This window comes from Phenylobacterium sp. (genome assembly GCF_965229015.1).
In the GTDB taxonomy this organism is placed as follows: domain Bacteria; phylum Pseudomonadota; class Alphaproteobacteria; order Caulobacterales; family Caulobacteraceae; genus Phenylobacterium.
Genome location: NZ_CBDDIM010000001.1, coordinates 1,473,837 through 1,498,560, shown reverse-complemented (window position 1 = coordinate 1,498,560; position 24,724 = coordinate 1,473,837). Strand labels below are relative to the sequence as shown.

32 protein-coding genes are annotated in these 24,724 nt (G+C 69.2%); 19 read left to right on the top strand and 13 right to left on the bottom strand.

Features of this window, described 5'->3' with window-relative positions; genetic code table 11:
• Window positions 1-137 precede the first annotated feature (137 nt).
• Window positions 138-545, top strand: coding sequence for a GFA family protein (locus tag ACO06I_RS07480; protein ID WP_421931949.1), 408 nt, complete (start codon window positions 138-140; stop codon window positions 543-545).
• A 95-nt stretch (window positions 546-640) separates the two neighbouring features.
• On the opposite strand, the gene ACO06I_RS07475 is transcribed toward ACO06I_RS07480, so the two are convergent.
• The 3 genes from ACO06I_RS07475 to ACO06I_RS07465 all read right to left on the bottom strand — a co-directional run bounded on the left by ACO06I_RS07475 (window position 641) and on the right by ACO06I_RS07465 (window position 3,189).
• Window positions 641-1,483, bottom strand: coding sequence for a phosphotransferase family protein (locus tag ACO06I_RS07475; RefSeq protein ID WP_421931948.1), 843 nt, complete (start codon window positions 1,481-1,483; stop codon window positions 641-643).
• A 225-nt stretch (window positions 1,484-1,708) separates the two neighbouring features.
• A complete protein-coding gene (locus ACO06I_RS07470; RefSeq protein ID WP_421931947.1) occupies window positions 1,709-2,356 on the bottom strand; it encodes a YceI family protein in 648 nt (215 codons plus the stop codon).
• A gap of 74 nt (window positions 2,357-2,430) precedes the next feature.
• The gene (locus ACO06I_RS07465; RefSeq protein WP_421931946.1) at window positions 2,431-3,189 is read right to left on the bottom strand and encodes a PIG-L deacetylase family protein; all 759 of its coding nucleotides are present in this window, start codon (window positions 3,187-3,189) and stop codon (window positions 2,431-2,433) included.
• Window positions 3,190-3,307: 118 nt separating this feature from the next.
• On the opposite strand from ACO06I_RS07465, the gene ACO06I_RS07460 reads away from it, so the two are divergent.
• Together ACO06I_RS07460 and ACO06I_RS07455 are read left to right on the top strand one after the other, a co-directional pair.
• Window positions 3,308-4,498 (top strand): M48 family metallopeptidase, encoded by a 1,191-nt coding sequence (locus ACO06I_RS07460; RefSeq protein WP_421931945.1) that lies wholly within the window; start codon window positions 3,308-3,310, stop codon window positions 4,496-4,498.
• 65 nt (window positions 4,499-4,563) lie between these two features.
• Complete coding sequence (locus tag ACO06I_RS07455) at window positions 4,564-5,661, top strand: 2OG-Fe(II) oxygenase (RefSeq protein ID WP_421931944.1); 1,098 nt, start codon at window positions 4,564-4,566, stop codon at window positions 5,659-5,661.
• Here ACO06I_RS07455 and ACO06I_RS07450 read toward each other — a convergent pair.
• Window positions 5,648-6,769: a beta-ketoacyl-ACP synthase III gene (locus ACO06I_RS07450; protein ID WP_421931943.1), complete on the bottom strand. Its 1,122-nt coding sequence runs from the start codon at window positions 6,767-6,769 to the stop codon at window positions 5,648-5,650. The genes ACO06I_RS07455 and ACO06I_RS07450 overlap by 14 nt on opposite strands.
• A 332-nt stretch (window positions 6,770-7,101) precedes the next feature.
• On the opposite strand from ACO06I_RS07450, the gene ACO06I_RS07445 reads away from it, so the two are divergent.
• From ACO06I_RS07445 to ACO06I_RS07395, 11 genes are all read left to right on the top strand, one after another.
• Window positions 7,102-7,635 (top strand): porin family protein, encoded by a 534-nt coding sequence (locus tag ACO06I_RS07445; protein WP_421931942.1) that lies wholly within the window; start codon window positions 7,102-7,104, stop codon window positions 7,633-7,635.
• Window positions 7,636-7,861: 226 nt separating this feature from the next.
• The gene (locus ACO06I_RS07440) at window positions 7,862-8,398 is read left to right on the top strand and encodes a porin family protein (RefSeq protein WP_421931941.1); all 537 of its coding nucleotides are present in this window, start codon (window positions 7,862-7,864) and stop codon (window positions 8,396-8,398) included.
• A gap of 87 nt (window positions 8,399-8,485) precedes the next feature.
• A complete protein-coding gene (locus tag ACO06I_RS07435; RefSeq protein ID WP_421931940.1) occupies window positions 8,486-8,899 on the top strand; it encodes a glycine zipper domain-containing protein in 414 nt (137 codons plus the stop codon).
• A gap of 182 nt (window positions 8,900-9,081) precedes the next feature.
• On the top strand, window positions 9,082-9,381 hold the full coding sequence (locus ACO06I_RS07430; protein ID WP_421931939.1) for an HU family DNA-binding protein: 300 nt from the start codon (window positions 9,082-9,084) through the stop codon (window positions 9,379-9,381).
• A 281-nt stretch (window positions 9,382-9,662) separates the two neighbouring features.
• Window positions 9,663-9,839, top strand: coding sequence for a hypothetical protein (locus ACO06I_RS07425; protein WP_421931938.1), 177 nt, complete (start codon window positions 9,663-9,665; stop codon window positions 9,837-9,839).
• A 40-nt stretch (window positions 9,840-9,879) separates the two neighbouring features.
• Entirely contained in the window at window positions 9,880-10,236 is a 357-nt protein-coding gene (locus ACO06I_RS07420) for a response regulator (protein WP_421931937.1), read from the top strand.
• A gap of 114 nt (window positions 10,237-10,350) precedes the next feature.
• The gene (locus ACO06I_RS07415; RefSeq protein ID WP_421931936.1) at window positions 10,351-10,725 is read left to right on the top strand and encodes a hypothetical protein; all 375 of its coding nucleotides are present in this window, start codon (window positions 10,351-10,353) and stop codon (window positions 10,723-10,725) included.
• A complete protein-coding gene (locus ACO06I_RS07410) occupies window positions 10,725-11,654 on the top strand; it encodes a sterol desaturase family protein (RefSeq protein ID WP_421931935.1) in 930 nt (309 codons plus the stop codon). The genes ACO06I_RS07415 and ACO06I_RS07410 overlap by 1 nt, the downstream gene beginning before the upstream one ends.
• 103 nt (window positions 11,655-11,757) lie before the next feature.
• Window positions 11,758-11,937, top strand: coding sequence for a hypothetical protein (locus tag ACO06I_RS07405; protein ID WP_421931934.1), 180 nt, complete (start codon window positions 11,758-11,760; stop codon window positions 11,935-11,937).
• 60 nt (window positions 11,938-11,997) lie between these two features.
• Window positions 11,998-12,771 carry an SDR family NAD(P)-dependent oxidoreductase gene (locus ACO06I_RS07400; protein ID WP_421931933.1) on the top strand — a complete coding sequence of 258 codons (774 nt, stop codon included), beginning with the start codon at window positions 11,998-12,000 and terminating at the stop codon, window positions 12,769-12,771.
• A 116-nt stretch (window positions 12,772-12,887) separates the two neighbouring features.
• Window positions 12,888-13,349: a hypothetical protein gene (locus tag ACO06I_RS07395; protein WP_421931932.1), complete on the top strand. Its 462-nt coding sequence runs from the start codon at window positions 12,888-12,890 to the stop codon at window positions 13,347-13,349.
• Between the two features lie 11 nt (window positions 13,350-13,360).
• Here the strand turns inward: ACO06I_RS07395 and ACO06I_RS07390 are convergent, their stop codons facing one another.
• Window positions 13,361-14,404, bottom strand: coding sequence for an AraC family transcriptional regulator (locus tag ACO06I_RS07390; protein ID WP_421931931.1), 1,044 nt, complete (start codon window positions 14,402-14,404; stop codon window positions 13,361-13,363).
• Window positions 14,405-14,548: 144 nt separating this feature from the next.
• On the opposite strand from ACO06I_RS07390, the gene ACO06I_RS07385 reads away from it, so the two are divergent.
• The gene (locus tag ACO06I_RS07385) at window positions 14,549-15,250 is read left to right on the top strand and encodes a DUF4386 domain-containing protein (protein ID WP_421931930.1); all 702 of its coding nucleotides are present in this window, start codon (window positions 14,549-14,551) and stop codon (window positions 15,248-15,250) included.
• 37 nt (window positions 15,251-15,287) lie between these two features.
• On the opposite strand, the gene ACO06I_RS07380 is transcribed toward ACO06I_RS07385, so the two are convergent.
• Genes ACO06I_RS07380 through ACO06I_RS07370 form a run of 3 tightly spaced genes read right to left on the bottom strand, consistent with a single transcriptional unit; the run spans window position 15,288 to window position 17,407 of the window.
• Window positions 15,288-16,250: an NUDIX hydrolase gene (locus ACO06I_RS07380; protein ID WP_421931929.1), complete on the bottom strand. Its 963-nt coding sequence runs from the start codon at window positions 16,248-16,250 to the stop codon at window positions 15,288-15,290.
• Window positions 16,251-16,760, bottom strand: a complete 510-nt coding sequence (locus tag ACO06I_RS07375) for a tyrosine phosphatase family protein (protein ID WP_421931928.1) — start codon at window positions 16,758-16,760, stop codon at window positions 16,251-16,253.
• A gap of 2 nt (window positions 16,761-16,762) precedes the next feature.
• Window positions 16,763-17,407 (bottom strand): YfbR-like 5'-deoxynucleotidase, encoded by a 645-nt coding sequence (locus ACO06I_RS07370; RefSeq protein ID WP_421931927.1) that lies wholly within the window; start codon window positions 17,405-17,407, stop codon window positions 16,763-16,765.
• A gap of 107 nt (window positions 17,408-17,514) precedes the next feature.
• Here ACO06I_RS07370 and ACO06I_RS07365 point away from each other — a divergent pair, with 107 nt between their 5' ends.
• On the top strand, window positions 17,515-18,327 hold the full coding sequence (locus tag ACO06I_RS07365) for a universal stress protein (RefSeq protein WP_421931926.1): 813 nt from the start codon (window positions 17,515-17,517) through the stop codon (window positions 18,325-18,327).
• Window positions 18,328-18,346: 19 nt separating this feature from the next.
• Window positions 18,347-18,718 carry a hypothetical protein gene (locus ACO06I_RS07360; protein WP_421931925.1) on the top strand — a complete coding sequence of 124 codons (372 nt, stop codon included), beginning with the start codon at window positions 18,347-18,349 and terminating at the stop codon, window positions 18,716-18,718.
• Window positions 18,719-18,768: 50 nt separating this feature from the next.
• Here ACO06I_RS07360 and ACO06I_RS07355 read toward each other — a convergent pair whose 3' ends face one another.
• The 5 genes from ACO06I_RS07355 to ACO06I_RS07335 all read right to left on the bottom strand — a co-directional run bounded on the left by ACO06I_RS07355 (window position 18,769) and on the right by ACO06I_RS07335 (window position 23,641).
• Window positions 18,769-19,587 carry a hypothetical protein gene (locus ACO06I_RS07355; protein WP_421931924.1) on the bottom strand — a complete coding sequence of 273 codons (819 nt, stop codon included), beginning with the start codon at window positions 19,585-19,587 and terminating at the stop codon, window positions 18,769-18,771.
• Window positions 19,588-19,666: 79 nt separating this feature from the next.
• On the bottom strand, window positions 19,667-20,542 hold the full coding sequence (locus tag ACO06I_RS07350; RefSeq protein WP_304698282.1) for an AAA family ATPase: 876 nt from the start codon (window positions 20,540-20,542) through the stop codon (window positions 19,667-19,669).
• 134 nt (window positions 20,543-20,676) lie between these two features.
• Window positions 20,677-21,018 (bottom strand): hypothetical protein, encoded by a 342-nt coding sequence (locus ACO06I_RS07345; RefSeq protein WP_421931923.1) that lies wholly within the window; start codon window positions 21,016-21,018, stop codon window positions 20,677-20,679.
• Window positions 21,019-21,101: 83 nt separating this feature from the next.
• A complete protein-coding gene (locus tag ACO06I_RS07340) occupies window positions 21,102-21,854 on the bottom strand; it encodes an SDR family NAD(P)-dependent oxidoreductase (RefSeq protein WP_421931922.1) in 753 nt (250 codons plus the stop codon).
• Window positions 21,851-23,641 (bottom strand): tetratricopeptide repeat protein, encoded by a 1,791-nt coding sequence (locus ACO06I_RS07335; protein WP_421931921.1) that lies wholly within the window; start codon window positions 23,639-23,641, stop codon window positions 21,851-21,853. The genes ACO06I_RS07340 and ACO06I_RS07335 overlap by 4 nt, the downstream gene beginning before the upstream one ends.
• Before the next feature lie 244 nt (window positions 23,642-23,885).
• Here ACO06I_RS07335 and flbT point away from each other — a divergent pair, with 244 nt between their 5' ends.
• Both flbT and flaF read left to right on the top strand, forming a co-directional pair.
• Entirely contained in the window at window positions 23,886-24,308 is a 423-nt protein-coding gene (flbT, locus tag ACO06I_RS07330; RefSeq protein WP_304776721.1) for a flagellar biosynthesis repressor FlbT, read from the top strand.
• Window positions 24,274-24,639 carry a flagellar biosynthesis regulator FlaF gene (gene flaF, locus ACO06I_RS07325; RefSeq protein ID WP_421931920.1) on the top strand — a complete coding sequence of 122 codons (366 nt, stop codon included), beginning with the start codon at window positions 24,274-24,276 and terminating at the stop codon, window positions 24,637-24,639. Before flbT ends, flaF begins: the two co-directional genes overlap by 35 nt.
• The last annotated feature ends 85 nt before the right edge of the window (window positions 24,640-24,724 follow it).

The following is a 24,724-nucleotide window of genomic DNA, read 5'->3' as shown; positions in this document are numbered from 1 at the left end:
CAGCCTATCGCATCTGCGCCGAGCAAACCTCGGAGACGGGTGGGTCGCGGAGGTTGCGTTCCGGCGCGCCTCACGCTCTTTTCCCGCTGCGGAGCCGACCCGGCGAACGAACCGACCGTGGCCCGCGGGGAAAGCCAATGACCGTTCGAACCGGCAGCTGTCTCTGTGGCGCCAGAGCCTATGAGATCGACGGCGATCTGGATGGCGTTTGGGTCTGCCACTGCTCGCTGTGTCGCAAGGCCTCCGGTTCGAACGGCAACGCCATCCTGATCGTGCCGGTGGACCGCTTTCGCTGGGTGAAGGGGGAGGATCACGGCGTCACCTTCGCCCTGCGCGAGACCTATAGCATCACCCGTTGCAGGACCTGCGGCACGCCGCTCCCGGCCGAAACGGACGCGCGGAACGTCTATGTCACGGCCGGGACGCTCGACGAGCCCCTCGGCAAGGGCGTTCGCACGCACCTGTTCTGCGCTTCGAGGGCGGACTGGGACCGCGACGAACCCGACGCCCGCTCCTTCGATGAACGCCCCACCAGATCGGGGTGACACATCCCCGACCCTTGGAACTTGCAGGAAGGGTGGAAAGCAGACGCGGCGCCGAGAGAGTCGCGGCTAATCTCAGCCGCAATCCCGGAGGCCCGTCAGCCATGCCCCTCAAGCTGCCGTGCCATGGCGTGGAGCGACGGCCATGGCGGGCCTTTGCGCAGGGTGTCGATGAAGTGGTTGGCCCACTGTCGGCCGTTCGGGAACTCATCGCCAGCGTCCCATCGCCACGCTGCGACCATCGCGATAACTAGGGCGCGGCACTCGCTCAGCAACGCCTGATCAACGTCCGGATAGCACTCGGACACCGCCTCGGGCACGTGCGCCAGGTCGAACTCGATCGGCCCGAGGCAGCAGGTCTCAAGGTCGATGAACAGCGGCCCAATCTCTGTACTCAGCACATTGCCTGGGTGCGGTTCGCCGTGAAGCAATTGCTCCGCCGCGCCGCGAGCGACAATCGTTCGCCGGAGGCTCTTCAACATGTCGCTGAGAAGGCGCCGGTCTGGGTCGGCGAGGTCCGGCGTTTGGGCCCGGTTCGCCACGAGGTCCTGGGCTTCTGCGACGCGGTCGGTGAAGTGCGGCGCCGTGATCTCGATCGTCCGCATGCCGGCGTGCAGACGCCAGAGCGCATCTGCGTAATCGGCTGGCGCGAGGTCTGGAGCCACGGGCGCGTGGTAGGTCCAGAACGTAATCGCGAATTGGTCACGCTCGTAGACGCCGGGCCGAACTCTAGGTTCGAGAGCCACCGCAGGACTGCCGATCTCGGCGAGCCGAGTGGCGATCACCACCTCGAACTGCGCCACTTGCCGCGCCACCGGCGCGACCCGGGCAAATGCATCACAAGGCAGTATGCGGAGGGCGAGCTTGTTTGAGTTGTGAAGAACGACCGCCTCGTCGGCGTGGAGGCCAAGGGCCTTGGCGGTCGAGATGGCGTCGGCCATCGCACGCTGAAGTTCAGGGGCCTGCACGGGCTGCTCGCTCTGCGCTCAAGATAGGCCCACCGAGGAACCTGCGCCCCTTCAACGCCCGGGGGGCGCGGGGGGTCAACCTCCGAGCGCGGCCAACCTCCGCTCAGGGTCGATAGCCACCGTCGGCCTCCAGCCCACAACCCGACCTTCGGCCAACCTCACTGCGCGCCGGGACGCCGGTTCGAGCCTGCCTCTCCCTCACCCCTGCTTCTCGAACTCCGCGTCGATCACCAGCTCGATGGGGTCGGCGAACACCGCGGGCATGCCGTAGTCGCCGGGCTTGATCCAGCCGCGCGCGGTCATGCCGATGCGCGGGGCGCCGAAGCCCTTGCCGGCGCCCACCAGGACGACGTCGAAGGTCAGGGGCGCGGTCTTGCCCATCAGGGTCAGGCGACCCTCCACCTGACCGTGGGTGGCGTCGGTCCGGCGGAAGGCGGTGGAGGTGAAGCTGGCCGTCGGATTGGCCTTGGACATCAGATACTTGTCGGCGATCTCTGTGGCGAATCCGGGGACGTTGCTGGTGATCGAGGCGGTCTCCACCGAGGCGGTGACCGATGACTTGGCAGGCGCGGCCGGGTCCCAGGTCAGGGTCGCCTTGGCCTTGTCGAAGCGGAAGACGCTGATGGAATAGCCCATGTGCGCCACCCGGGCGACGACGGCGGCGTGCTGGGTGTCCATGGCGTAGGTCCCGGCCGGCGCCAGGCTGGCGTCCTTCTCGCCGCAGAAGATCCCCTGCGGCACGCCGGGCGGGCAGGCGCCGCCCGCCGCAAGGGCGGAGGCCGGCGCGGCCTGGGAGAGGGCGAGGCCGGCGGCGGCGGCCAGCAGGGTCTTCATCAGGTTCGACATGGCGGGATTCCTTGCAAGCTTTCCCCAAGGACGAAGAGGGGCGTCAACGTCCGACAGGCGGACGCGATTGTTTTTCAGGGGAGGGGGCTGACCAGGGCCTCCCCCAGCAACGCCTGCAACAGGGGCGTGCGGGGGTAGGGGTGGTGACGGTACTGGCGGAAGCCCTCGGCCAGGGGAACGCCGAAGTCGCGGCCCCGACGGCGGGTCCAGGCCTCCATCGAGGCCTGGTGGTCGCTGATGTCGTGCTGCTGGGAGACCCAGCTGTCCTGGCTCTTGTGGGCCGCCAGCATGGCTTGCTTGGTGGCGAAGTGGTCGCCCACCTCGGCGCCGAATTCGGGCGCCACCCGGACCCCCTCCCGGTCGCGGCCGCCGATGGGGTCCATGAAATAGAGGTGCGGGATCCCCGCCAGCACCGGGGCCTCGCCCGTCCTGTAGTTGGGGACGGAGGCGGCGAAACAGGCGTCGCGCACCAGGACGCTCACGGCCTCGTGGTCGGGGTGGTAGTCGGCCGGCGAGGCGGTGATGACGATGTCGGGCGACGCCCAGCGGACCATCTCCGTCACCCGCCGCCGGCAGGGATCGTCGTTGAACACCGACAGGTCGGGGATGTCGGCGCAGCGGTAGTCGGCGCCGATCAGGGCCGCGGCCGCGGCGGCCTCGCCCCGGCGGACCTTGGCCGTGGTGGCCAGGTCCATCTCCGCCGAGCCGCAGTCGCCGGCCGTCACCGTGACGATCCTGATCGCGTGGCCCTTGGCCGCCAGCAGGGCGAGCGTCCCGGCCCCCAGGGTCTCGATGTCGTCGGGATGGGCGTGGATGGCCAGGATCACGGTCATCGGCCTTTATCCTCCGGCGCTCCCGGCGGGGGAAGGGGCCCGTCACATGAGACAAATTTCACCTGACAAGCGGGGGGTTATCTGGCTTTTTCCACCCCTTATTCGGGAGGGACGGGGCATGGCCCAATTCGATCCGGCCGCGGCGACGCAGGCCTATCTCGCGGTGCTGCCGCCGGAGGCCCACGCCAAGGCCACGGCCTACACCCAGGGCGGCCACTGGCTGCTGCTGTGGAGCGCGGTGGTGGCGGTGGTCATCGCCTGGCTGGTCCTCAGGTCCGGCGTCCTGGTGAAGCTGCGGGCCTGGATCGAGGCCAAGAAGAGCCGGCCCTGGCTGGCGGCCCTGGTGGTCCTGCTGGTGGACGGCGCGGTCGAGGGCGTCCTGGGCCTGCCCTGGTCGGTCTATGAGGACTGGTGGCGGGAGAAGGGCTACGGCCTCACCAGCCAGCCCCTGGCGGGCTGGATGGGCGAGCACCTGATGATGATGGCCATCTCCCTGGTGCTGTCGGTGGTCCTGGCCGCCTGCCTCTACGCCCTGATCCGCCGCGCCCCCAAGACCTGGTGGCTGTGGGGCGGCGGCCTGGTGGCCTTCGCCTTCATGGTGCTGATGGTGCTGTCGCCGGTCTTCATCGAGCCGCTGTTCAACACCTACACCCCGGCCCCGCCCGGTCCGGTGCGCGACACCGTGGTGGCCATGGCCAAGGCCAACGGCGTGCCGTCGGACAAGATCTATGTCTACAACGGCTCCAAGCAGTCCAACCGCTACACCGCCAATGTCTCGGGCCTGTTCGGCACCGCCCGGGTGGCGATGAGCGACACCATGTTCAAGCAGGGCGCGGACATCGCCGAGGTGAAGGGCGTCGTCGGCCACGAGATGGGCCACTATGTCCACATGCACTCCATCTGGTTGGCCTCGGGCTTCGGCCTGCTGGCCCTGATCAGCTTCTTCCTGGTGGACCGCCTGTTCGCCCCCGTCGCGGCCCTGGTGGGCGCCAAGGGCGTGCAGGGGCTGTCCGACCCCGCCGGCTTCCCGGTGATCTCCATCATCATCGCCGTCCTGGCCCTGGTGGGGACGCCGATCACCTCCTCCATGGTGCGGCTGGCCGAGACCGACGCCGACAAGTTCTCCCTGGAGCGGGTGAACGAGCCCGACGGCCTGGCCAAGGCCCTGGTCAAGACCATCGAATACCGCGCCGCCACCCCCTCCAAGCTGGAGGAGATCCTGTTCTATGATCACCCCGCCGTGGGGAACCGCGTGCGCATGGCCATGGACTGGAAGGCCGCCCACCCCAAGCCCGAGATGGTCCCCTGACCCAACGCATCCTGACCTTCGACGAAGCCAACCGCGCGGCCCTGGCGGGCGACACCGAGGCCCAGATGGCGCTCGCCGAGGCCCTGGACGCCCAGGGTCAGTCCAAGGCCGCCCTGGACTGGATGGTCCGCGCCGCCCAGGGGGGCTGGATGCCCGCCGTCTCGCGCCTGGGGCTTTGGCAGCTGGTGGGGCACATCACCCCCAAGGCGCCGGCGCTGGGCGTGGCGCGCATCGTCCAGGCCGCCCAGGCCGGCGACCCCTTCGCCCTGCACCTGGCCGCCATCGTCGATTCCGGCGCGGTGGGCACGCCGCGCAACCTCGGCCGAGCCCTCTACTGGCTGGCGAGGGCCGCGGAGGCCGGGGACGGTCGCGCCGCCTGCCAGCTCGGCCTGCTCTGCGGCGACCCGGACCTGTCGCTGGCGGCTCTGTCGGCGTCGGCGGCCACCGGCTTCGAGCCGGCCTTGGCGGCCCTGGCCGGCCGCGCCCCGACCGTGCCGGCCTTCGACTGGGACGCCATCGCCGCAGCCGCCGACCTCTCGGCCTTCGCCGCCCCGGTGGCGCGTAAGGTGGAGAGCGAGAGCCCCCGCATCCTGTCGATCCCCGACCTGCTGCCGGCCTGGGTCTGCGGCTATGTCATGGCGCTGGCCGAACCGGCCCTGGACCGCGGCATGGTGGTGGACGACGACGGCGCCGAGCGGGTGAAGGACGAACGCTCCAACCGGGTCATGCACTTCGGCCTGGTGGATTCCGACGTCATCCTGGAGCTGGTCAACCTGCGCATCAGCCAGGCGGCCGGCATGCCGGCGGAGAACGCCGAGGGCCTGGGCGTCCTGCACTACGCGCCGGGCGAGCGCTACCGCCCGCACATGGACTACATCCCCGAGACCCCGGAGAACGCCCGCCAGCTCGAGGTCATGGGCCAGAGGGTGCGCACCCTGCTGGTCTATCTCAATGACGGCTTCGAGGGCGGGGCGACCCTGTTCCCGCGCCTGGACGCCGCCTACCGGCCGCCGTCGGGCGGGGCGCTGATCTTCGACAGCGTCACGCAGGACGGAACCATGGACCCCCGCACCCTGCACGAGGGCTCGCCCCCCACCTCCGGCGAGAAGTGGGTGATCTCCAAGTGGTTCCGCACCAAGGCCCTGCGGCCTACCGCTTCCTGACGAACACCGTGCCGGCCGAATAGCCCGCCCCGAAGGAGCAGATGAGGCCGGTGTCCCCGGACGCGAAGTCCTCATTGGCGCTGTGGAAGGCGATGATCGAGCCGGCCGAGGAGGTGTTGGCGTAGGTGTCGAGGATGATGACGTTCTCGCCCTCCAGCGGTTCGCGCCCCAGCACCTTCTTGCCGATCATCAGGTTCATGTTGATGTTGGCCTGGTGCAGCCACAGGCGCTTGAGCCCCGTGGGATCGAGCCCCAGGTCGCCGGCGTGGTCGACGATCATCTCCGACACCATCGGCACCACCTCGCGGAACACCTTGCGGCCCTCCTGCACGAACAGCTTGTCGGGCGCTCCGATCCCCTCCGGCGCCGCGCGGTTCAGGAAGCCGAAATTGTTGCGGATATTGTTGGAAAACTGGGTCTTCAGCCGCGTGCCCAGGATCTCCCAGCCCTGGCCGGGCTCGGCCAGGTCGGCCCGCTCGACGATCACCGCGGTGGCCACGTCACCGAAGATGAAGTGGCTGTCGCGGTCGCGGAAGTTCAGGTGGCCCGAGGTGATCTCCGGATTGACCACCAGCACCGCCCGCGCCGAGCCGGTGGCGATGTAGTCGGCCGCCGTCTTGATCCCGAAGGTGGCCGAGGAGCAGGCCACGTTCATGTCGAAGCCGAAGCCCTCGATCCCCAGGGCCTGCTGGATCTCGATGGCCATGGCCGGATAGGCCCGCTGCATGTTCGACGCCGCGCAGATCACCGCGTCGATCTGGCTGGCGTCCTTGCCCCAGCGGGCGATGGCGTCGCGGGCCGCGGCCACGCCGATCTCGGCCATGATGGAGAGCTCGTCATTGGGGCGCTCGGGGATGCGCGGGGTCATCACGGCCGGATCGATCACCCCGGCCTTGTCCACCACGTGACGCGACTTGATCCCCGAGGCCTTCTCGATGAACTCCACGGAGGAGGGGGTCAGCGCCTCCACCTGGCCGTCGGCGATGGCCTGCGCGTGTTCGGTGTTGAAATTGGCCACATAGGTGTTGAAGGCCTCCACCAGTTCGGCGTTCGAGACGCTCTGGGGCGGGGTGTAGAGGCCGGTGGCCGCGATCACGGCTGATTCCAAAGCGGTCGTCTCCCGATACATGGCCCCCGTCAGGGGGAGTCAGGCGCCGTTGATAGCACGCGGGCGGCGCGGGGCCGACAGATCGCGCCGATCACGCCGTTACGCCAAGGCTAAGCTTTTGAATCGGGGTTGCTTCTTCGCCTTTAAGTTGCCTGCCCGACATGGGCCGTGCGTGCGATTCGCGCCGGTTCAAGCCTGTGGCCGTTTAGGCACAGGCCGCGCCAGACCTTGTGATTTGCGGGATTTGCCCAATCGGTAGGCTTGTTTCGCGGTCGGTGCATGCCATTTGGGCGGAGCTGGGCAATGAAACCCAGAGTTGGAGTTCCAAAAAAATGAAGTCTCTCATCGCACTCGCCGCCACCGCCGCCGTTCTCGCCATCCCGGCCGCCGCCTCGGCCCAGAGCCTGTCGCCCACCACCGTCTACGGCTCGCTCGGCTACGCCAACGCCAATATCGACGACGTGAACCTCGGCACGATCCAGGGCCGCCTCGGCGCCCGCTTCGGCCAGTATGTCGGCGTCGAAGGCGAACTCGCCGGCGGCGTCAAGGAAGACAGCGTCACCATCTCGGGGATCAAGGTCGACCTGAAGCTGAAGCACCAGGTCGCCATCTACGCCGTCGGCTTCCTGCCCCTGAACCCGCAGTTCGACCTGCTGGCCCGCGTCGGCTACGGCAACTCCAAGCTGGAGGCCTCGGCCCTCGGCTCCAGCGCCGCCGATGACGGCGACAGCTGGAACTACGGCGTCGGCGGCCAGTACTTCTTCGACGACAAGAACGGCGTGCGCGTCGACTACACGCGTCACGACTTCAAGGACTCCAGCGACAACGCTGACGTCTGGGCCGTCGCCTACACCCGCAAGTTCTAAAGCCTGAACAGCCCTTCCCCGGCGACGGGGGAGGGCGACCCGGGCGGCGCGGACGGAACACCGGTCCGCCGGTGGGCCGCCCGCGTCCCCGATCTGTGGCCCCTGGGTCACAGGCGGCCCGCCGCCACAATGTTTCCGCCCAATGTCGAGGAACAGACCTTCCCCCGCCGTGTTTGAGGCCCACTTGGGCGGTGCTGGGGAGCTGAACCTGACGTTGGAGTATCAAATGAAGTCTCTCATCGCGCTTGCGGCAACGACCGCCCTTACCCTTTCCATCCCCGCCATGGCCTCGGCCCAGAGCCTCTCGCCCACCACGGTCTACGGCTCGCTCGGCTATGCGAACGCCAATATCGACGACGTGAACCTGGGCGCGATCCAGGGCCGCCTGGGCGCCCGCTTCGGCCAATATCTCGGCGTCGAGGGCGAGCTGGCCGGCGGCGTCAAGTCGGACGACACCAACGTGGCCGGCGTGCCGGTCAATGTGAAGCTGCAGCACCAGGCCGCCATCTACGGCGTGGGCTACCTGCCCATCACGCCCCAGGCCGACCTGTTCGCCCGCGTCGGCTACGGCAATTCCAAGATCAAGGCCTCGGCCGCCGGGACCTCCGCGGCCGATGACGGCGACAGCTGGAACTACGGCGTCGGCGGCCAGTACTTCCTGGACGACAAGAATGGCGTCCGGCTGGACTACACCCGCCACGACTTCAAGGATTCCAGCGAGAACGCCGACGTCTGGGCCGTGGGCTACACGCGGAAGTTCTAACCTCGGAACCTTGGCCGGGCCGACGCCGTTGGTGTCGTGCCCGGCCCCCCGTCACGGGGCCCGATCCCCTATTCGAAGAGAAGATCCATGGCCGACCCGATGACCTCCTCCCTCGCCAACGGAACCGCCAACGGGGCCACGGCGAACATCGCCGACGAAACCGCCGCTCTCGACCCGATGGCCAGCGGCGCCAAGGCCTCCCTGGGCGAAGCCGCCGGCGCCGGCCGGGCCGCCACCTCGGCCCTCAACGACGCCGCCCACAGCCTGCTGGACGCCGCCAAGACCCTCCTGGAGGGCAAGACCGAGATCGTCGTGGCCAAGGGCCAGAAGGTCTATGGCAAGGTCAAGGAACAGGCGGTCGAGCGCTTCGGCGACACCGACGTCCTGGTGCGCGAGAAGCCCTACCTCGCCCTCGGCATCGCCGCGGCCGCCGGCTTCCTGCTGGGCCACCTGATCAGCTCGGGCCGTAGCCAGGTCGTCTATCTGCGCGACGCCCGCTAATCGCCTCCCGGGGGCAGGATCACGCCCCGTTTCCCCGGGGAACGTGCGTCATCTTGCCCGAAAAGGCCGTCTGACGGCCCCGTTTCCGTTGCGTCAAGGTCGCCACGGCCCCCGAATCTGCGCAAACCCTTGCCTCCTTGCGTCGCGACGCGAGGCGCATTCCAAAGACAACCGGAGGTCACATGACCCAATCTGAATTCATCGAACAGGTCGCCGCCGCCGCCGGGACCACCCAGGCCGAGACCGGCCGCGTGCTGGAAGCCATGATCGCCACCGTCTCGGCGGCCCTGGTCAAGGGCGGTGACGTCCGTCTCGCCGGCCTGGGCGTGTTCGACGTGGGTGACCGCGCCGCCCGCGAGGGCCGCAACCCCTCCACCGGCGAAGCGATCAAGATCCCGGCCTCCAAGGCCGTGCGCTTCCGCGCCGCCAAGGGCCTCAAGGACGCCGTCAACGGCGAAGCCCCCAAGAAGGCCAAGAAGTAGGACTTCCGGCGCGGGCCTCTCGCCCGCCGCCGACGGACTTTCGAGACAGGGCCGTCCCTCCCGGGGCGGCCCTGTTTTGGTTTGGCCCGGGGCGGGGCCTCCGCCTCGCCCCCGCCTGCGGGGGAGAGGCCGGGTCCGCCGGGCAAAAGCAGAACAAGATGACTCCCTGGCCCGAACATGAACGCCGCCCAACGATCCGCTCCGCCTCTATTCAGCCGGGGCGGCGCTTCATGGCGGGCATGGCGGCGAACCCCGCCGCCTCCATGATCCCAGGTGACGCCATGCAACACGAGCTCCCCGACACCCCGGCCCCCGCGGCGGACCTGCCGACCGCCGAGATCATCACCTACGCCCAGTTCCTCAGCGCCCGCTCGCGCCGCGCCCTCGACCAGGCCCGCGCCGGGAACGCCGGGGTCTCGGACTATCCCTGGGCCTACACCTTCGAGCCCCGTCCCTGAGCGCGGCGGAACCTCGCCTCCCGCCGCAGGTTGCCTCTCCATGTCCCCCCTAGTGCTTGTCGTCGAAGATGAAATCCTGGTCCGTCTCACCGCCGCGGCGGGCCTTGAAGACGCCGGTTTCACGGTGATCGAGGCCGACGACGCGGCCCAGGCCATCGAGATTCTCAACAGTCACGCTGACATCTGTGCGGTGTTCACCGACGTGAACATGCCAGGCTCCCTGGACGGGGTGGACCTGGCCCAGCTGGTCCACGACCGCTGGCCCAACGTCCGCATCCTGGTCACCACCGGCGGCGCCGACCTCAGCGGCGGTCTGCCGGACGGCGCCGACTTCGTCGCCAAGCCCTACCACGCCGAGCAGGTGGCCGCCCACCTGCGCCGCTCCATCGCCCTTTAGCAGGCCCAGTGGGCCTGGCGGGCTGGGCGGGCCGACCCGCCCGCCCCCCCTTGACGGTCCTCCGTCCACGGTCGACTCTCCGCCGCCAAGGGGAGAGACGTTTTGGACAAGGCGATGCTGATCCAGTTGGCCGGATCGTTCGCGGCCGTGGCCGTGCTGGTGGCCGTGGCCGCCTGGGCCAAGATCGCCAAGCCGATGTCGCCGCTCAGCGATGCGCGGGCCCGGGCCCTGCTGGCCGACGAATTCCCTGGCAAGACCCTGGACGGCCTCTGGATCGCCACCGACGGCCGCGGGGCCCTGGCGCGCTCGGGGGCCTCGGCCCTGGTCCTCTGCGAGGTGGGCGACGGCTATGCGGCCCGCCACATCCCCTGGGCCCAGGCCCTGGCCGCCAGCTTCCGCGACGGGGTGCTGAGGCTCGACCTCGCCGACGTCGCCGCGCCCCGCGCCCGCCTGGTCTTCGACGCCTGGCCCCCGGCGGGGGCCCAGTGATGGATCCGCTGCACGCCCCCTTCGATCCGGTGACCCTGGCGATCCCCTTCTTCGTCCTGGCCATCATCCTGGAAATCGCGCTCGCCCGCTTCAAGACGGTGAAGGCCCACTACGAGACCCGCGACACCATGGCCTCCCTGGCCATGGGCCTGGGCAGCAACGTGGCCGGGCTCATCACCGGCGGCCTCGCCTTCGCCGCCACGGTCTGGGTGTGGAAGCACCGGGCCTTCGACATCCCCATGACGGCGGTCTGGGCCTGGGTGGCGATCTTCTTCCTGGAGGACCTGACCTACTACTGGTTCCACCGCCTGAGCCACGAGCGGCGGTTCTGGTGGGCGGCCCACGTCAACCACCACTCCTCGCAGCACTACAACCTGTCGACGGCCCTGCGGCAGACCTGGACCGGCGGCGTGGCGGCCACCTGGGCGCTGTGGCTGCCGCTCGCCTTCCTCGGCTTCCCGCCGGCCATGCTGGCCATCCAGAAGGGGGTCAGCCTCGTCTACCAGTTCTGGATCCACACCGAGGCCATCAAGCGCATGCCCCGCTGGTTCGAGGCGGTGTTCAACACCCCCTCTCACCACCGCGTCCACCACGCCCGCAATCCGCGCTACCTCGACAGCAACTACGCCGGCATCCTGATCATCTGGGACAGGCTCTTCGGCACCTTCCAGCCCGAGCTGGACGAGGAGGCGCCGCGTTACGGCATCGTCAAGAACTTGAATAATTTCAATATCCTGCGCGTCGCCTTTCATGAGTGGGTCGGCATCGCCAAGGACCTGGCCGGCGCCCGCTCCCCGCGCGAGGTCGCAGGCTACCTCCTGGGTCCCCCCGGCTGGAGCCCCGACGGCTCCCGCGACACCTCGGCGACCCTCAAAGCCCAGTGGGCCGCCGACCAGGCCAAGCCGGACACCCCCGACGTCGCCGCCTAGGGCGCCGCAAATTCCGGCATTTGGCGTGCGCGCGGACGGTGTCCCTCATCCGGCGGTTCGCGCGTCACGGGAACCTTCGCCGTGGCTTCCCCGTTGGTTGTGCATGGAGCTTCACCCGAACAACAAGATCGTGCTCATCGACGACGACCCGATGGTGCGTCTGCTGCAGGTTCTGGCCGAGTTCGCCGAGGAGCGCCGACCCCGCGAGACCGCCGACCGGCAGTACGCCCGCCGCGCCTTCCCCGGCACGCGCTTCTCCTCGGTTTTCGACCCCCGGCACTGACGGGCCGGCTTCCCAACACCATCGCACCGCCCTAGCGTCTCCTGAAAAGGGGAGGACGCCATGAACGATCTTCAAGGTCGGATCGCGCTGGTCACCGGCGCGGGGCGCGGTATCGGAGCGGCCACGGCCCGGGCCCTGGCCGCGGAGGGTGCTCGGGTGATCGTCACCGACCTCGAGGCGCCCCAGGCCCTCGCCGACGAGCTGGGGGGCTTGGCCCTGGCCCAGGACGTCACCCACGAACCCGGCTGGATCGAGACCATCGACTTCGCCCGCAGCCGGGCCGGCGGCCTCGACATCCTGGTCAACAACGCCGGCCTGTTCCTGATGAAGCCCGTCACCCAGACGACTCTGGAGGACTGGCGGCGGCTTCAGGCGGTCAATGTCGAGGGCGTGTTCCTCGGCGCCAAGCACGCCATCCCCCTGCTGGCCGAACGCGCCGGACGCTGGCGGGGCGGGGCGTCCATCATCAACCTCTCCTCCATCGCCGGCCTGGTGGGCTCGGCCGGGACCAGCGCCTACAACGCCTCGAAGGGCGCGGTGCGGCTGCTGACCAAGTCGCTGGCCATGGAATTCGCGGCCCTCAATGTGCGGGTCAATTCCGTCCACCCGGGGGTCATCGAGACCGACATGGGCCGTGAGGTGCTGTCGGGCGTCTCGGCGGCCACCGGCGCCGGCGACAACGAGGCCCGCACCGCCATCGCCCAGCGCCACCCCCTGGGCCACCTGGGAGAGGTCTCCAATATCGCCGACGCCATCACCTTCCTGGCCTCCGATCGGGCGGCCTTCATGACCGGCTCGGAGGTGGTGGTCGACGGCGGCTTCACCGCCAACTGAGGCGGCTCACCGCGGACGCGCGGCCCGCCGATTCGGCGCCAGGGGCGGAAGGGCGTATCGTACGTCCCGTGGCCCGGGCCGCGTTTCGTGCGTCTGACGCCAAATGGGGGTGCGTGATGACGGTGAGACTTCCGATCCTGTCGGCCCTTGCGGCGAGCGCTTTGGCGGTCCTGGCGGCCGGCGCTCCGGCCTCGGCCCAGCCCGTCACCCAGCACGTGGAGGACGCCAGGCTCTACTATCTGCGCAAGGACCATCTCTGCGAGCTGCGTCTGGGGGGCTTCATCGCGCTCACCAAGCCCGAGAACAATCCCACCCAGGCCGATATCGACCTGATGCGCGAGATCTACGCGGTCGCCGACCGCATCATCTACGACTCCGCGATCCTGGCGAAGCAGGTGGGGCCGGAGGCGGACAAGCGCGTCATCGACGACCTCCTGCCGGCCTGGTACGCCGCCCTGAAGCACGGCGACGGTCAGCCCGACAAGGCCGCCATCCTGCGGGCGGACCTGACGCCCGGCCTACGCGACTGCGTCGAGCACGCCCAGACCCTGCCCAAGCCGCCGGCTTCCTGGAAATAACGGCTCGCCGCTCAGTCCCGCGGCAGCGGCATGCGGGACCTGGGGGCGGCGAAGCCTGCGCGGACCTCTCCAGGATTTCGGCCAGTCCATCGCTTGAAGGCGCGTGAGAACGAGGCGCGGTCGGAGAAGCCGACAAGGTAGGCGACCTCGTTGACCGATGCTCGGGCACCCTGGAGATAGCGCAAGGCCATGCGATGGCGCAGGTCGTCGAGCAGCGCTTCGAAGGTCACGCCCTCACTCTTCAGCCGGCGAAACAAGGTCTGCCGGCTGTACCCCAGGGCGGCGGCGATGGTCTGGGCGTTGGCGCTCCCCTTGTGCAGGATCGGCAGGATCAGGCCCTCGACCTGGGCGCGCACGGTTCGTCTGTCGTCCAGGGTCTTCAGCAGCAGGTCGGCGCGCTCCGTCAGGACGCCGAACACATAGCGCGGTTGCAGCGCCACGCGCCACGAGGCCGCCTCGGGGTGCATGAGCATCGCGTTCCAGTGGCTCCCGAAGACGACCTTGCACCCGAACACCCGCTCGTAGGCCGGCCGGTAGCTGGGGGCCGCATGGGTGAAATGGACCTCCAGGATGTGCGACTGGGGAAGAAACCGGCGCGGCCCGCAGGCCAGCCGCGCGAAGGCGACCTCCGTCAGTTGCGGGAACGCCTGCGCGTTCGACCGATGATCGACGATCCACAGGTCGCCGCCCTGCAGGACGACGCCGAACCGCTCATGGACGTCGTCGACGTCCAGCGCCAGACGGTTGAAGCGCTGGAGCTGCGCGAACGCCTCGGCCATCGTCTCCGAGGCGTTCATGATCAGCCCGACGATCGACACCTCCGACATGTCGACGCTCTCGCCGTAGTGCAGCGCCAAGGCGGGGTCGGCGCACAACGCGCACGCTGCGAGCATCAGCCTTGTGTAGGTGTCGAAGGGAACCCGGTTGTCCGGATTTTCCAGGGCCTGCTCGTCTATGCCGGCCTGCGCGACCAGGGTCTGGCGGTCGGCGCCGCGGCCCGCGGCGAACTCGAGCAAGCCCCGAACAAGTCCCGCCGAGGCGGTCGGATCGGCCATTCAGGTCGCCATTTGGCACAGGGGATCACAACGATGAAACGCAAGAATATAGCGCTCGCGTCGATTGTCGAAGACGATGGGCCTCGGATTGCTCTGGCCCCTCGTGGCGCGAGGCATCCGCCGGCGATGATGGAGGGGGGACGCATGGAGTCTCGGAAACGCACGGCGCGCTGGGCGGGATTCCTGTATGTCCTCGTCGCCCTGACGACGCCCTTCGTCCTGCTCTACGTGCCGGGACGCCTCTACGTGCCGGGCGACGCCTCGGCCACGGTCGCCAACATCGCGGCCCATCAGGGCCTGTTCGTCGCCGCCATCCTGGTCGGGCTCGTGAGCCAGGTTCTCTTCGTGCTGGTGGTCCTTGCGCTCTGTCGGCTCCTCTGGACCGTGGACGCGCGCCTGGCCGTCCTGATGGCGGCGCTCATCCTGCTGCAGGCGCCCCTGGCCTTCCTGGGCATGAGCAACGAGGTCGCGACCCTGCAGTTCATTCGTGGCGGCGCGTTTCTCCAGGTCTTCGATCCGCCGCAGCGCGACGCCCTGGTCATGCTCATGATCAACCTCGATCATCAGGGCGTGCTCGTCTCCCAGGTCTTCTGGGGCCTGTGGCTGCTGCCCCTCGGCGTGCTGGTGATCCGTTCGGGCTTCCTGCCGCGGCTCTTGGGTCTCTGGTTGATCCTGAACGGACTGGCCTATGTGACCTTGAGCGTGATCGGCCTCGTGACGCCGGAGCATCGCGCGCTCGCCTTCAACCTGGCGACGCCCTTCATGTTCGGTGAGCTGGCGCTGGGCCTCTGGCTGCTCTTCGTCGGGCCGCGGCCAAGCCTGGCGAGGCCGGCGGCCGCCGCCTGACCGCCGGTGGAGACATGGGGCGCGCCTCTCCCGCCGCTCAGTCCCGCAGCAGCGGCAGGCTGAGCCCGGAAACGGGCCGCGCGCCGAGGATCTCGCGGCGGAAGCGGAACAGCTCGGCGGGGCGGCCGCCGGTGTCGGTGTCCATCGACCCCAGGCCCTCCACCAGCTCGGCCCGCTCCAGGGCGCGGCGGAAGTTCTGCTTGTGCAGGGGAACGCCGGCTATGGCCTCTACGGCCCGCTGCAGGGATGACAGTGTGAAGGCCTCGGGCATCAGCTCGAACACCACGGGTCGGTACTTCAGCTTGCCCCGCAGCCGCGACAGCGCCGTGGCCAGGATGCGGCGGTGGTCGGAGAACATCGGCTCGCCCATGGCCGCCGCCAGGGCTGGGGAGGGGGCGTGCTCGCCCCGGTCGCGGGCGGCCTCAGGGGCCAGGCCCGCCTCGTAGAGCAGCTCGTAGCGCTCCAGCACCCGCTCCTCGTTCCAGGGGGCGTCGTCCAGGGCGAACAGCAGCCGGGCGGCGGACCGGCGGCGGATCGCCTCGGGCCCGGCCGCGGCCCCGGCCCACTGCCGCAGGGCGGGTTCCAGGGCGGTCAGCGCCGCCGGACGGCCCTCGCGCCAGTCCTCCCAGGGAAAGAACCGGCTCCAGTCGGCCCAGGCGGTGTCGGGGGCGTGGGTCTCGACGGCCTGGGGGGTGAGGGCCAGATACCCCACCGAGATCACGCGGGCGGCTCCGGCGCCGGCGCCCATGTCGGCCAGGGGCGCGTCGCGGCCCTTGTCGCCGAAGGTGTAGAGCTGCTCCACATAACCCAGTTCGAACCGCGTCTGGGCGGTCACGAAGGCGCGCAGAGCCAGTTCGAAGGTGCGGTGGCCGTCCGGGTCGAAGGGGCCGAAGGGCAGGCCCGCCTGCTGGCCCTGCGGCCGCACGGTCAACACCACGGCCTGGCCGTCGCGGATGGCGACGACCACGGCCGACAGCCCGATGACGACGGCGCGGTCCATCTAGTGGCGGGCCGGGAAGTCGAAGGGCCGGGCGCGGCCGTAGTCGTACTCCCCCATGGCCGCCACGGCGTCGGCCATCTTGCCCCCGCGGCCCATGATGTCGTCGGCGAGCGCGATGATCCTGCGGTTGGGGGAGGCGTGGCGGGCCGCCCGGCGCATCACCAGGGCCATCTGCCGCTCGTCGGCCTGCGGGTTGCGCGCGCAGGCCAGGACGAAGGCGCTGGCGGTGGAGCGGCTGATCCCGGCCCAGCAGTGGATCAGCATGGGGGCCTCGCCGCTCCACTGGCTCCCGAAGGCCAGCAGGTCGTGCACCAGCTGCTCGTCGGGGGGGATCATGCCGTCCATGGGCTCGGCGATGTCGTTGACCCCCAGGCGCAGGTGGTTGGAGGGCGCGATCGCCGCCGGGGTCGCGATCATGCTGGCCGGGTCCAGCAGGGTGATCATGTGCGACGGCCGCCGCGCCGCGATGACGGCGGGAACCTCGGCCAGCCCGCAGATGATGAAGGTCACGCTCACTCCGTATCGAAGGCCTGGGGCGTGACGGAGAATCCCGCCGCCTCGGACAGCACATGGTAACGTTGGATGTAACGTATCTGCGCCTGTCCGGCCGACAACGGTTCGATGTGGAGGTCGTAGCCCGCCGGCGGCGGATCGAAGAACTCGATCGATTCCGCCACCCCGAACCCCGCCAGCTGGGTGGCCTCGAAATAGGCGCAGGCCCGGTCGGCCTGCTTGATCAGCTTCTTGATCGCCAGCGGAACCTTGGCCGGCAGCCCGAACCGCGTGTGGATCGCAATTTCTAGTCGTTCCTCGAACAACTTGTAATCGTACCCCAGCGCCGCCTTGAACGGGCTGATCATGTCGCCGATCACATATTCCGAGGCGTCGTGCAGCAGGGCGGCCAGCCGCCAGCGCGGCTCCAGGTCCGGCTGGATGTGGGCGCAGATCTCCTCCACCACCACCGAGTGCTGGGCCACGGAGAAGGCGTGCTCCCCCACCGTCTGGCCGTTCCAGCGGGCCACCCGGGCGAGGCCGTGGGCGATGTCCTCGATCTCGATGTCCATCGGGGACGGGTCGAGCAGGTCCAGCCGGCGCCCCGACAGCATGCGCTGCCAGGCGCGGGGCTCCTTGGCGGTCTTACGCAGCCCTTTCCTCACCGACGCGTTCCTCTCACACTCAAGGTCGTGACCTGAACCAGGACTTGAGAAAGATCAATGAGCAGGTCCATCGTGCTCACCACTGTGATCATGCCAAGGGGAAACACATGAGTTGGGCTAGAATCATGACGCCGCTGTCCGGCGGCGAGGGCGACAAGGCCGCCGTGAAGGCCGCCGCCCTGCTGGCCGAGCCCTTCGGCGCCGAACTCGCCTGTGTCTATACCCCGGCCGACGTGGCTGATGTCATGCCCTGGATGGGCGAGGGCTTCCTGGGCGGCGTGCAGTCCACGGCCTTGGAATCCCTGAAGGAAGCCGCCGCCGCCGGCGAGACCAAGGCCCGCGCCGCCGTGGAGGCCTGCGCCTATCCCAAGGCCAACTTCATCGCCCTGCAGACCCCGGTCTGGGCCGGGCTGTCGGCCGAAAGCCGGCTGTCGGACGTGGTGGTCTTCACCAACGATCCACCCCGCGGCCGTGGCCCGCTCGCCGAGGCCTTCCAGCAGATGGTGGCCGACGAGCAGCGCCCCGTGCTGATCGCCCGCGAGGGCTTCAAGACCGGCGGCGTGGTGGCCGTGGCCTGGGACGGCGGCAAGGAAGCCTCCCGCGCCGCCCGCCTGGCCATGCCCCTGCTGGAGAAGGCTTCCCGCGTCGTCATCCTGGCCGCCCCCAAGGCCAGCTCCCGCAGCTTCGACCCCGCCCGCCTGCAGGCCTATTACGCCGCCCGGGGCATCGCCTGCGACATCGACATCCTGCCGGACTCCGGCGACGCCGCCCCCCTGCTGCTCTACGCCACCAAGAAGGCCGACGCCGACATCCTGGTGGCCGGCGCCTTCGGGCACCCGCGGTTGCAGGAGTTCATCTTCGGCGGTACGACGCGGTCGCTACTGGCGGCCGATCAGCCGTCCCTGTTCCTTTCCCACTAAGTCAAAGAGGTCTCGCGCCATGAGTTTGTCGCGCATCGTGATGCGGCTCGCCCGCAATCCGGGCACTGAATTCGCCGGGGGCGACGATCACCGCGGCTATACGCTGACCGCGCCCCTCACCGCCGACGGCCACATCGACGAGGCGGCCTATTCCAAGGCCAAGGCCGAGTGCGTGGTTCGCCGCTTCGCCCCCGACGAAGAAGCGACCGACGGCCGCCTGGCCCGCAAGGGCGCCCGCTGGTACTTCGACTACGAGGCTGGCGACTCCGCGGACGACGAACCGGTCCACCGCCTGGGCGACCACCGGTTCGCGGTGGGCGAATACGTCACCGTCGCCGACGAGGACGGCCGCCCCCTGACCTACAAGGTCGTCGAGGTCCAAGCCGTCTAGGAAGACCCACGCCCCGGCGAACCGGATTCCGGTTCGCCGACGGCGGGCTCTCAGACCCCGCCGTTCTTGCGGACCAGCTTCTTGACGTCCTCGTACATGTCGTTGTGCTGGTTCGACCGGGACTTCGACTTCACCACGGCCACCGTCAGCGGTCCCGTGCGTGGCCCGCCGGCCTCGTAGCCGAGGTAGCGATAGCCGCCCGACAGGTCGTCTCCGGCATAGATGAAGGTGGCCCGCACGCCGCGCTTCTCCCGCGACAGGGCCTCGCCGCGCAGGCGGACCTCCCGGTACATGGTGATCGTCGCGCTGGAATTGTCGCCGTCGGCGTCGATGTGGATCGGCCCCACGCTGACGTCGGCCTTGTCGCCCTCGGCCACCACGTGCAGGCCGGGCAGGTCGACCCGGGTGTGATCGTCGCCGTTCTCGCCGTCCTCGACCTTGGCCTGGAAGCGCGGGCCGTCCGCCTTGTCGCCGGCCGCGGCGTCGACGTCGGCGTCCACCTTCTGGTCGATCTTGGCGTCCGCCCGGGCTTCGGCCTCGATGCGGGCGGCTTCGGCGGCCGCGCCCGGGGCGGCGGCCTTGTCGGCGGAGGAGGCGCCGGTAGGCGTACCGCCCAGGGTCTTCAGTTCGGTCTCAAGGGCGGTCAGGGTGGCGCGCGCGGTCCCCTTCACCGGCATGCGGGTCAGGGTGACCTCGGCGCCGTCGGTCTCGCGATAGACGCAGCTCTGGCCGTCGACCGCGGCGCTGACGCGCGTCAGGCCCCCCTGGGTGGCGGGGCAGTCCAGCTTGGCGCTGAGGGTGGCCGGCCTCTGACAGGCCGCGGTGGTGAGCGCGAGGGCCGAGGCGGCCAGCAGCGTCAGGGTCTTCATAAGAATTGGGCTCCGATCCCGTTCGCGCAGAACGGTGACCGGAGCCCTTGATTTGGTCGAGTGAATTCGTCGTAAGCCGTTACTGGCCCGGACGGGAGCCCGCGCCTTCGCGTCGGGCCAGGAAGGCCAGGCGCTCGAACAGGTGGACGTCCTGCTCGTTCTTCAGCAGGGCGCCGTGCAGCGGCGGGATCAGCTTGGTGGGATCCTTCTCCGCCAGCGAGGCGGCGTCGATGTCCTCGACCATCAGCAGCTTCAGCCAGTCGAGCAGTTCCGACGTCGAGGGCTTCTTCTTCAGGCCCGGAACCTTGCGCATGTCGTAGAAGATGCGCAGCGCCTCGGCGACCAGCTTCTGCTTGATGCCGGGATAGTGGACCTCGACGATCTCGTTCATCGTCTCGGCTTCCGGGAAGCGGATGTAGTGGAAGAAGCAGCGGCGCAGGAAGGCGTCCGGCAGTTCCTTCTCGTTGTTGGAGGTGATGATCACGATCGGCCGGACCTCGGCCTTGATCGTCTCATTGGTCTCGTAGACGTAGAATTCCATCCGATCGAGCTCCTGCAGGAGGTCGTTGGGGAACTCGATGTCAGCCTTGTCGATCTCGTCGATCAGCAGGACGGGGCGCTTGTCGGCGGTGAACGCCTCCCAGAGCTTGCCCTTCTTGATGTAGTTCTTCACGTCCTTGACGCGCTCGTCGCCGAGCTGGCTGTCGCGCAGGCGGGTGACGGCGTCGTACTCGTAAAGGCCCTGGTGGGCCTTGGTGGTGGACTTGATGTGCCAGGTGATCATCTCGGCGCCGAGCGCCTTGGCGATCTCGAAGGCCAGCACGGTCTTGCCGGTGCCGGGCTCGCCCTTGATCAGCAGCGGGCGCTCCAGCGCGATGGCGGCGTTGACGGCCACCTTGAGGTCTTCGGTCGCGACGTAATTGTCGGTGCCTTCAAAACGCTGACGCTCGCTCATAATTGGGCTCCCAGGGGCGGGCGTAGAAAGACGCTCGCGCTCGAACAAATGTTTCAACCTGGGGCCAACCTAAAGGGCCAGCCGCGACATTCAAGCGGCTTGAACGTCGCGGCGGGCGCTAAGTGCGGGGTCGGCTAGTCCTTGCGCGGGCTGACCGCGAGGGGGTCGGAAGCCGGAAAGGTCTCCTTGAGCCCCTCGTCGAGGCGCGCTTCCAGGGCGGGTTCCGCCGCGTCGCCCTGGGCGCGCACGGGGTAGGGCCCCTCCACGTCGTCCGGGCCGGGGGTGTCGTCGTTGTCGGCCATCAGGCCGTCTTCGTCGTCGTCCTCGGGCTCCGCGGTCACGTCGAGCAGGTCGGGCAGTTCCTCGAAGGTGCGCATCTCGCCGACCTCCTCGCGGTCGTCGAGATTGGTCTCGTCCTGGGTTTCAGCCTGGTCCTGGGGGTCGGCGCCGTCGTCGAACTCGGAAATGCCCGGCATGGGGGGAGCTCCTCGTGGGGAGGGCCCGGGGAGGGCGCTCCACTCCAGACAAACCCGCGGGCGGCGGCTCTGTTCCGCGGCGCTCACCAGGGAATCGGTGTCCCGTCCCAGGCGAAGAGACCACCGTTGTCGTCGGGCTTCAGGCCGTCCAGCACCGCCAGCAGGGCCTGGGCCGAACGGTCGGGTGTGAAGAGGGCTTCCGGGGCCACGCCACCCTGGAACGGCGCGCTGAGGTCGGTGTCGACCGTGCCCGGGTGCAGGGCGACGCACAGGCCGAGCGGGCGGGTTCGCCGGTGTTCGATCGCCAGGGTGCGGATCAGCATGTTGAGGGCCGCCTTTGAGGCGCGGTAGCCGTACCAGCCCCCCAGCCGGTTGTCGCCGATGCTGCCGACCCGCGCGGAGAGCGCGGCGAAGACGCTCGGCCGGTCCCGGGGTGTCAGGGGCAGGAAGTGCTTCGCGGCCAGGGCCGGCCCCGCGGCGTTGGTGGCGAAGAGGGCGGTGAGGGCGGCGAGATCCAGGGACCGCATGGTCTTCTCCGGCGCCAGGCCCGCGCCGTGCAGTTGGCCGGTGGCGACCAGGATGCGGCTGGGCGCGCCGAGGTCCGCCGCCTGCGCCGCCGCCCGGACCAGGCTGTCCTCGTCCAGGATGTCGACCTCGCGCCAGGTCCGTCGGCCATCCTCCTCCCAGCCCGGCGGCCGGCGCCGCGACAGGGCCAGGATGCGGCCGTGGGCGGGATCGGCGCTCAGGCGCTCGGCCAGGGCGCGTCCGACGCCCCCGGAGGCGCCGATGACGATGGCCAGGTTGGGGGCGGCGGTGGACCGGCCGCCCGCGTTCATGACGCGGCGAACTCAGCCAACGCCTGGGCCACCTGGGCCATGACCGGCTCCCATTCGCGGAACGCCGGCGGCTGGAAGACCCGCATCTGCGGATACCAGGGATAGCGGTCCGTCCCCACCCGGGGCCAGGCGCCGGGGGTCGAAACCATCCAGCATGGGGCGCCGCAGGCCGCGGCGATGTTGGAGGTGGCGTTGGCGAAGCCCACCACCAGGTCCAGGGCGCACGACAGGGCCGCCAGGTCGTCCAGATCCTGCTTCAGGTCGATGCCCGGCGGGGTCCAGATCTCGACTCCGAAGTCGCGGCGGGCCTGTTCGATCTCCTCGCTGCAGTCGCCGTACTGCAGGTTGACGAAGCAGACCCCTGGCGTGGCCAGGATCGGCGCCCACTGCTCGAAGGGCGAGAAATAGCGGTGGCGTCCAGCGCTGGCGATGGCGCTCTTCCAGAGCAGGCCGACCTTCTTGCCGGCCGGCGCGGTCTTGAGCACCTCGCGCCAGTGGGCCACCCGGACGGGATCGGCGATCATGTAGCGGTCGCGGACCGGGAAATCGTCCACCGAGCGGCGGAATTGGCGCAGGGCCGAGCCGATCGGGGTCCAGAGGTCGATCTCGTCCATCCGCCCGGAGAGGAACTGGACGGCCCGCACCGTGCGGCCCTCGACGCTGTAGGTGTTGTGGCGGCCGACCTCGGCCTGGGGGAAGGATCGCTGGAACAGGCTCACCAGGCGCGGCTCGACGGCCAGGGTCAGCCTGCCCTCCGGCCCCAGGGCCTCGATGATGTCGGGCAGCTGGTTGGCGAACAGGATCTCGTCCCCCAGCCCCTGTTCCCCGATCACCAGCAGGGACTTGCCGGCCAGGTCCATCCCCGGCTCCCAGCGGGGACGCTCCACCAGGAACTGGGTGCAGTCGGCGAACTGCGGATGCAGCCGGGCCTCGTAGTCGTCCCAGCCCTCGCCGATCCGGCCGAGATTGATCAGGATCGTGGACCGGGCCAGCCGCATCATCTGGCGTTCGGACTCCAGCACGGTCTGGGAGAGCGCGGTGTCGCAGTCCTCCAGGGCCGCGGCGATCTCGCCGATGGCCATGCGCATGTTGCCGCGGTTGTAGCGGGCCTTGGCGAAGCCGGCGTCCTGGCGGAGCGCTTCGTCGAAGAAGATCTGGGCGTTCACCGGGTCGCCCTGCTCGGCCATCACCGTGCCGAGCGTGTTCCAGACCATCGGATGGCGCGGGTCCTTGGTGAGGGCTGGCTTGAGCACCTCGATGGCCTCGTCGAAGCGGCTCTGGCTGCGCAGGGCGCAGGCCAGGTTGTTGGCGCCCTCCGGATGGTCGGGGAACCGGGCCAGGAAATGCCGGAACAGCCGCTCGGCGACCTCGGGCTGGCCGAGTCGGAAGGCGAGGCGGCCCAGGTTGTTGCCGAGTTCGGCATGATCGGGGAGGAGGGCGATGGCCGCCTCATAGCAGGTGATCGAGCCCTTGAAGTCGCCGGCCAGCTCGCGGGCGATGGCCAGCATGTACCAGCCGAAACCGCTGCGTTCGTCCTGTTCCAGGGCCTTGATCGCCCATTCCGCCCCGGCCTGGTGGTCATCCTTGCGCAGGGCGTTGACGGCGTTCTGCAGCAGGGGCTGGATCGCCAGGGCCTTCAGTTCGCCCACCGCGGCGTTCAGCCGGTTGAGCGTGGCCCGGTCACCGCTGGCGCCCATGGCGTCGGTGGACAGGCGCGCCTGGGTCGGGGCGGTCCCCCGCTCGAGCGCCGCTGTCGACGTGGCGCTTTGCTTGACCGGACGCGGCATGAGCCGGGGCTCCCTGGGATGACGTGGGCGAAGGGCGACAGATAGATGCGATCATGGTTAATCTGTTGCTAAGCGCCACTTGTCGCGCGGCGTCGCGGCGCACCTGTCGCAGGACGTCGCAAGGCGTCGTTAACCTACGTCCGGTTATGCCTCGCAGGTCCGGAGCCGGCGTTTTCGCGTTTCGGGCCATCCTGGTTCAGGAAGTCGCGCCGCTTTGGCGTAAGTTGTTCGGGGGAATAGCGCCTTGCCGCTGAAATTGTCGCTGAAACCCGGCGAGAAATTCGTGCTCAACGGCGCCGTCGTCCAGAACGGCGACCGCCGTGGTGTTCTGATTCTCCAGAACAAGGCTTCTGTCCTTCGCGAGAAGGACATCATGCAGCAGGAAGAGGTCAACACGCCCGCACGCCGGATCTACTTCCCGGTGATGATGATGTACCTCGATGAGACCGGCGCCGCCCGCTACTACGACGAATTCGTTCATCGCCTGACCGAATTCATGGGTGTGATTCGGAATCCCGCGGTGCTCTCGGAGTGTGTCGCGATCTCCAAACACTGCATGGAGAAGGAATACTACAAGGCGCTGATGCTCTGCCGGAAGCTCATCGAGTACGAAGATCAGAGGTTGGGGACGAATGTCGCTTCGAGCGTACCAGCAGACCGCGGCTAGGGCCGAGACCGCCCGGGAGACGGAGTATCGTCTCTTCGGCCAGGTCACCCGCGCCCTCATGGAAGCGGCCAAGCTCGATCCGTCGGATCTGGGCGGCCGCGCCGACGCGCTCGATTGGAACCGCCGCATGTGGTCGGCCTTCGCCACCGATTGCGGCGCGAGCGAAAACGGCCTGCCGGAATCCCTGCGGGCCCAGATCATCTCTCTGGCCATCTGGGTCGGCAAGCACACCAGCCTGGTGATCCGCGGCCAGGACGACATCCAGGACCTGATCGAGATCAACCGCATGATCATGCAGGGCCTCAGCGGCGGGGCGGCCGAGGCCGCCTGATTCGCCGCCCGCGGAATCGGCACAACCAACCGTAGTGCGCCCCGCAGCCCGGGTTTCCGCCGCCTGTCCCGGCGGTCGGAACGGC

Excerpts from the sequence above, each read along its gene's own strand:
- ACO06I_RS07350 (WP_304698282.1), bottom strand. The coding sequence starts at position 20,542 with ATGAGCGAGCGTCAGCGTTTTGAAGGCACCGACAATTACGTCGCGACC.
- ACO06I_RS07475 (WP_421931948.1), bottom strand. The coding sequence starts at position 1,483 with ATGGCCGACGCCATCTCGACCGCCAAGGCCCTTGGCCTCCACGCCGAC.
- ACO06I_RS07395 (WP_421931932.1), top strand. The coding sequence starts at position 12,888 with ATGACGGTGAGACTTCCGATCCTGTCGGCCCTTGCGGCGAGCGCTTTG.
- ACO06I_RS07445 (WP_421931942.1), top strand. The coding sequence starts at position 7,102 with ATGAAGTCTCTCATCGCACTCGCCGCCACCGCCGCCGTTCTCGCCATC.
- ACO06I_RS07340 (WP_421931922.1), bottom strand. The coding sequence starts at position 21,854 with ATGAACGCGGGCGGCCGGTCCACCGCCGCCCCCAACCTGGCCATCGTC.
- ACO06I_RS07430 (WP_421931939.1), top strand. The coding sequence starts at position 9,082 with ATGACCCAATCTGAATTCATCGAACAGGTCGCCGCCGCCGCCGGGACC.
- ACO06I_RS07400 (WP_421931933.1), top strand. The coding sequence starts at position 11,998 with ATGAACGATCTTCAAGGTCGGATCGCGCTGGTCACCGGCGCGGGGCGC.
- ACO06I_RS07410 (WP_421931935.1), top strand. The coding sequence starts at position 10,725 with ATGGATCCGCTGCACGCCCCCTTCGATCCGGTGACCCTGGCGATCCCC.
- ACO06I_RS07390 (WP_421931931.1), bottom strand. The coding sequence starts at position 14,404 with ATGGCCGATCCGACCGCCTCGGCGGGACTTGTTCGGGGCTTGCTCGAG.
- ACO06I_RS07435 (WP_421931940.1), top strand. The coding sequence starts at position 8,486 with ATGGCCGACCCGATGACCTCCTCCCTCGCCAACGGAACCGCCAACGGG.
- ACO06I_RS07355 (WP_421931924.1), bottom strand. The coding sequence starts at position 19,587 with ATGAAGACCCTGACGCTGCTGGCCGCCTCGGCCCTCGCGCTCACCACC.
- ACO06I_RS07465 (WP_421931946.1), bottom strand. The coding sequence starts at position 3,189 with ATGACCGTGATCCTGGCCATCCACGCCCATCCCGACGACATCGAGACC.
- ACO06I_RS07345 (WP_421931923.1), bottom strand. The coding sequence starts at position 21,018 with ATGCCGGGCATTTCCGAGTTCGACGACGGCGCCGACCCCCAGGACCAG.
- ACO06I_RS07365 (WP_421931926.1), top strand. The coding sequence starts at position 17,515 with ATGAGTTGGGCTAGAATCATGACGCCGCTGTCCGGCGGCGAGGGCGAC.
- ACO06I_RS07380 (WP_421931929.1), bottom strand. The coding sequence starts at position 16,250 with ATGGACCGCGCCGTCGTCATCGGGCTGTCGGCCGTGGTCGTCGCCATC.
- ACO06I_RS07405 (WP_421931934.1), top strand. The coding sequence starts at position 11,758 with ATGGAGCTTCACCCGAACAACAAGATCGTGCTCATCGACGACGACCCG.
- ACO06I_RS07470 (WP_421931947.1), bottom strand. The coding sequence starts at position 2,356 with ATGTCGAACCTGATGAAGACCCTGCTGGCCGCCGCCGCCGGCCTCGCC.
- ACO06I_RS07420 (WP_421931937.1), top strand. The coding sequence starts at position 9,880 with ATGTCCCCCCTAGTGCTTGTCGTCGAAGATGAAATCCTGGTCCGTCTC.
- ACO06I_RS07385 (WP_421931930.1), top strand. The coding sequence starts at position 14,549 with ATGGAGTCTCGGAAACGCACGGCGCGCTGGGCGGGATTCCTGTATGTC.
- ACO06I_RS07360 (WP_421931925.1), top strand. The coding sequence starts at position 18,347 with ATGAGTTTGTCGCGCATCGTGATGCGGCTCGCCCGCAATCCGGGCACT.
- ACO06I_RS07440 (WP_421931941.1), top strand. The coding sequence starts at position 7,862 with ATGAAGTCTCTCATCGCGCTTGCGGCAACGACCGCCCTTACCCTTTCC.
- ACO06I_RS07415 (WP_421931936.1), top strand. The coding sequence starts at position 10,351 with ATGCTGATCCAGTTGGCCGGATCGTTCGCGGCCGTGGCCGTGCTGGTG.
- ACO06I_RS07335 (WP_421931921.1), bottom strand. The coding sequence starts at position 23,641 with ATGCCGCGTCCGGTCAAGCAAAGCGCCACGTCGACAGCGGCGCTCGAG.
- ACO06I_RS07425 (WP_421931938.1), top strand. The coding sequence starts at position 9,663 with ATGCAACACGAGCTCCCCGACACCCCGGCCCCCGCGGCGGACCTGCCG.
- ACO06I_RS07455 (WP_421931944.1), top strand. The coding sequence starts at position 4,564 with ATGGCGCTCGCCGAGGCCCTGGACGCCCAGGGTCAGTCCAAGGCCGCC.
- ACO06I_RS07480 (WP_421931949.1), top strand. The coding sequence starts at position 138 with ATGACCGTTCGAACCGGCAGCTGTCTCTGTGGCGCCAGAGCCTATGAG.
- ACO06I_RS07460 (WP_421931945.1), top strand. The coding sequence starts at position 3,308 with ATGGCCCAATTCGATCCGGCCGCGGCGACGCAGGCCTATCTCGCGGTG.
- flaF (WP_421931920.1), top strand. The coding sequence starts at position 24,274 with ATGTCGCTTCGAGCGTACCAGCAGACCGCGGCTAGGGCCGAGACCGCC.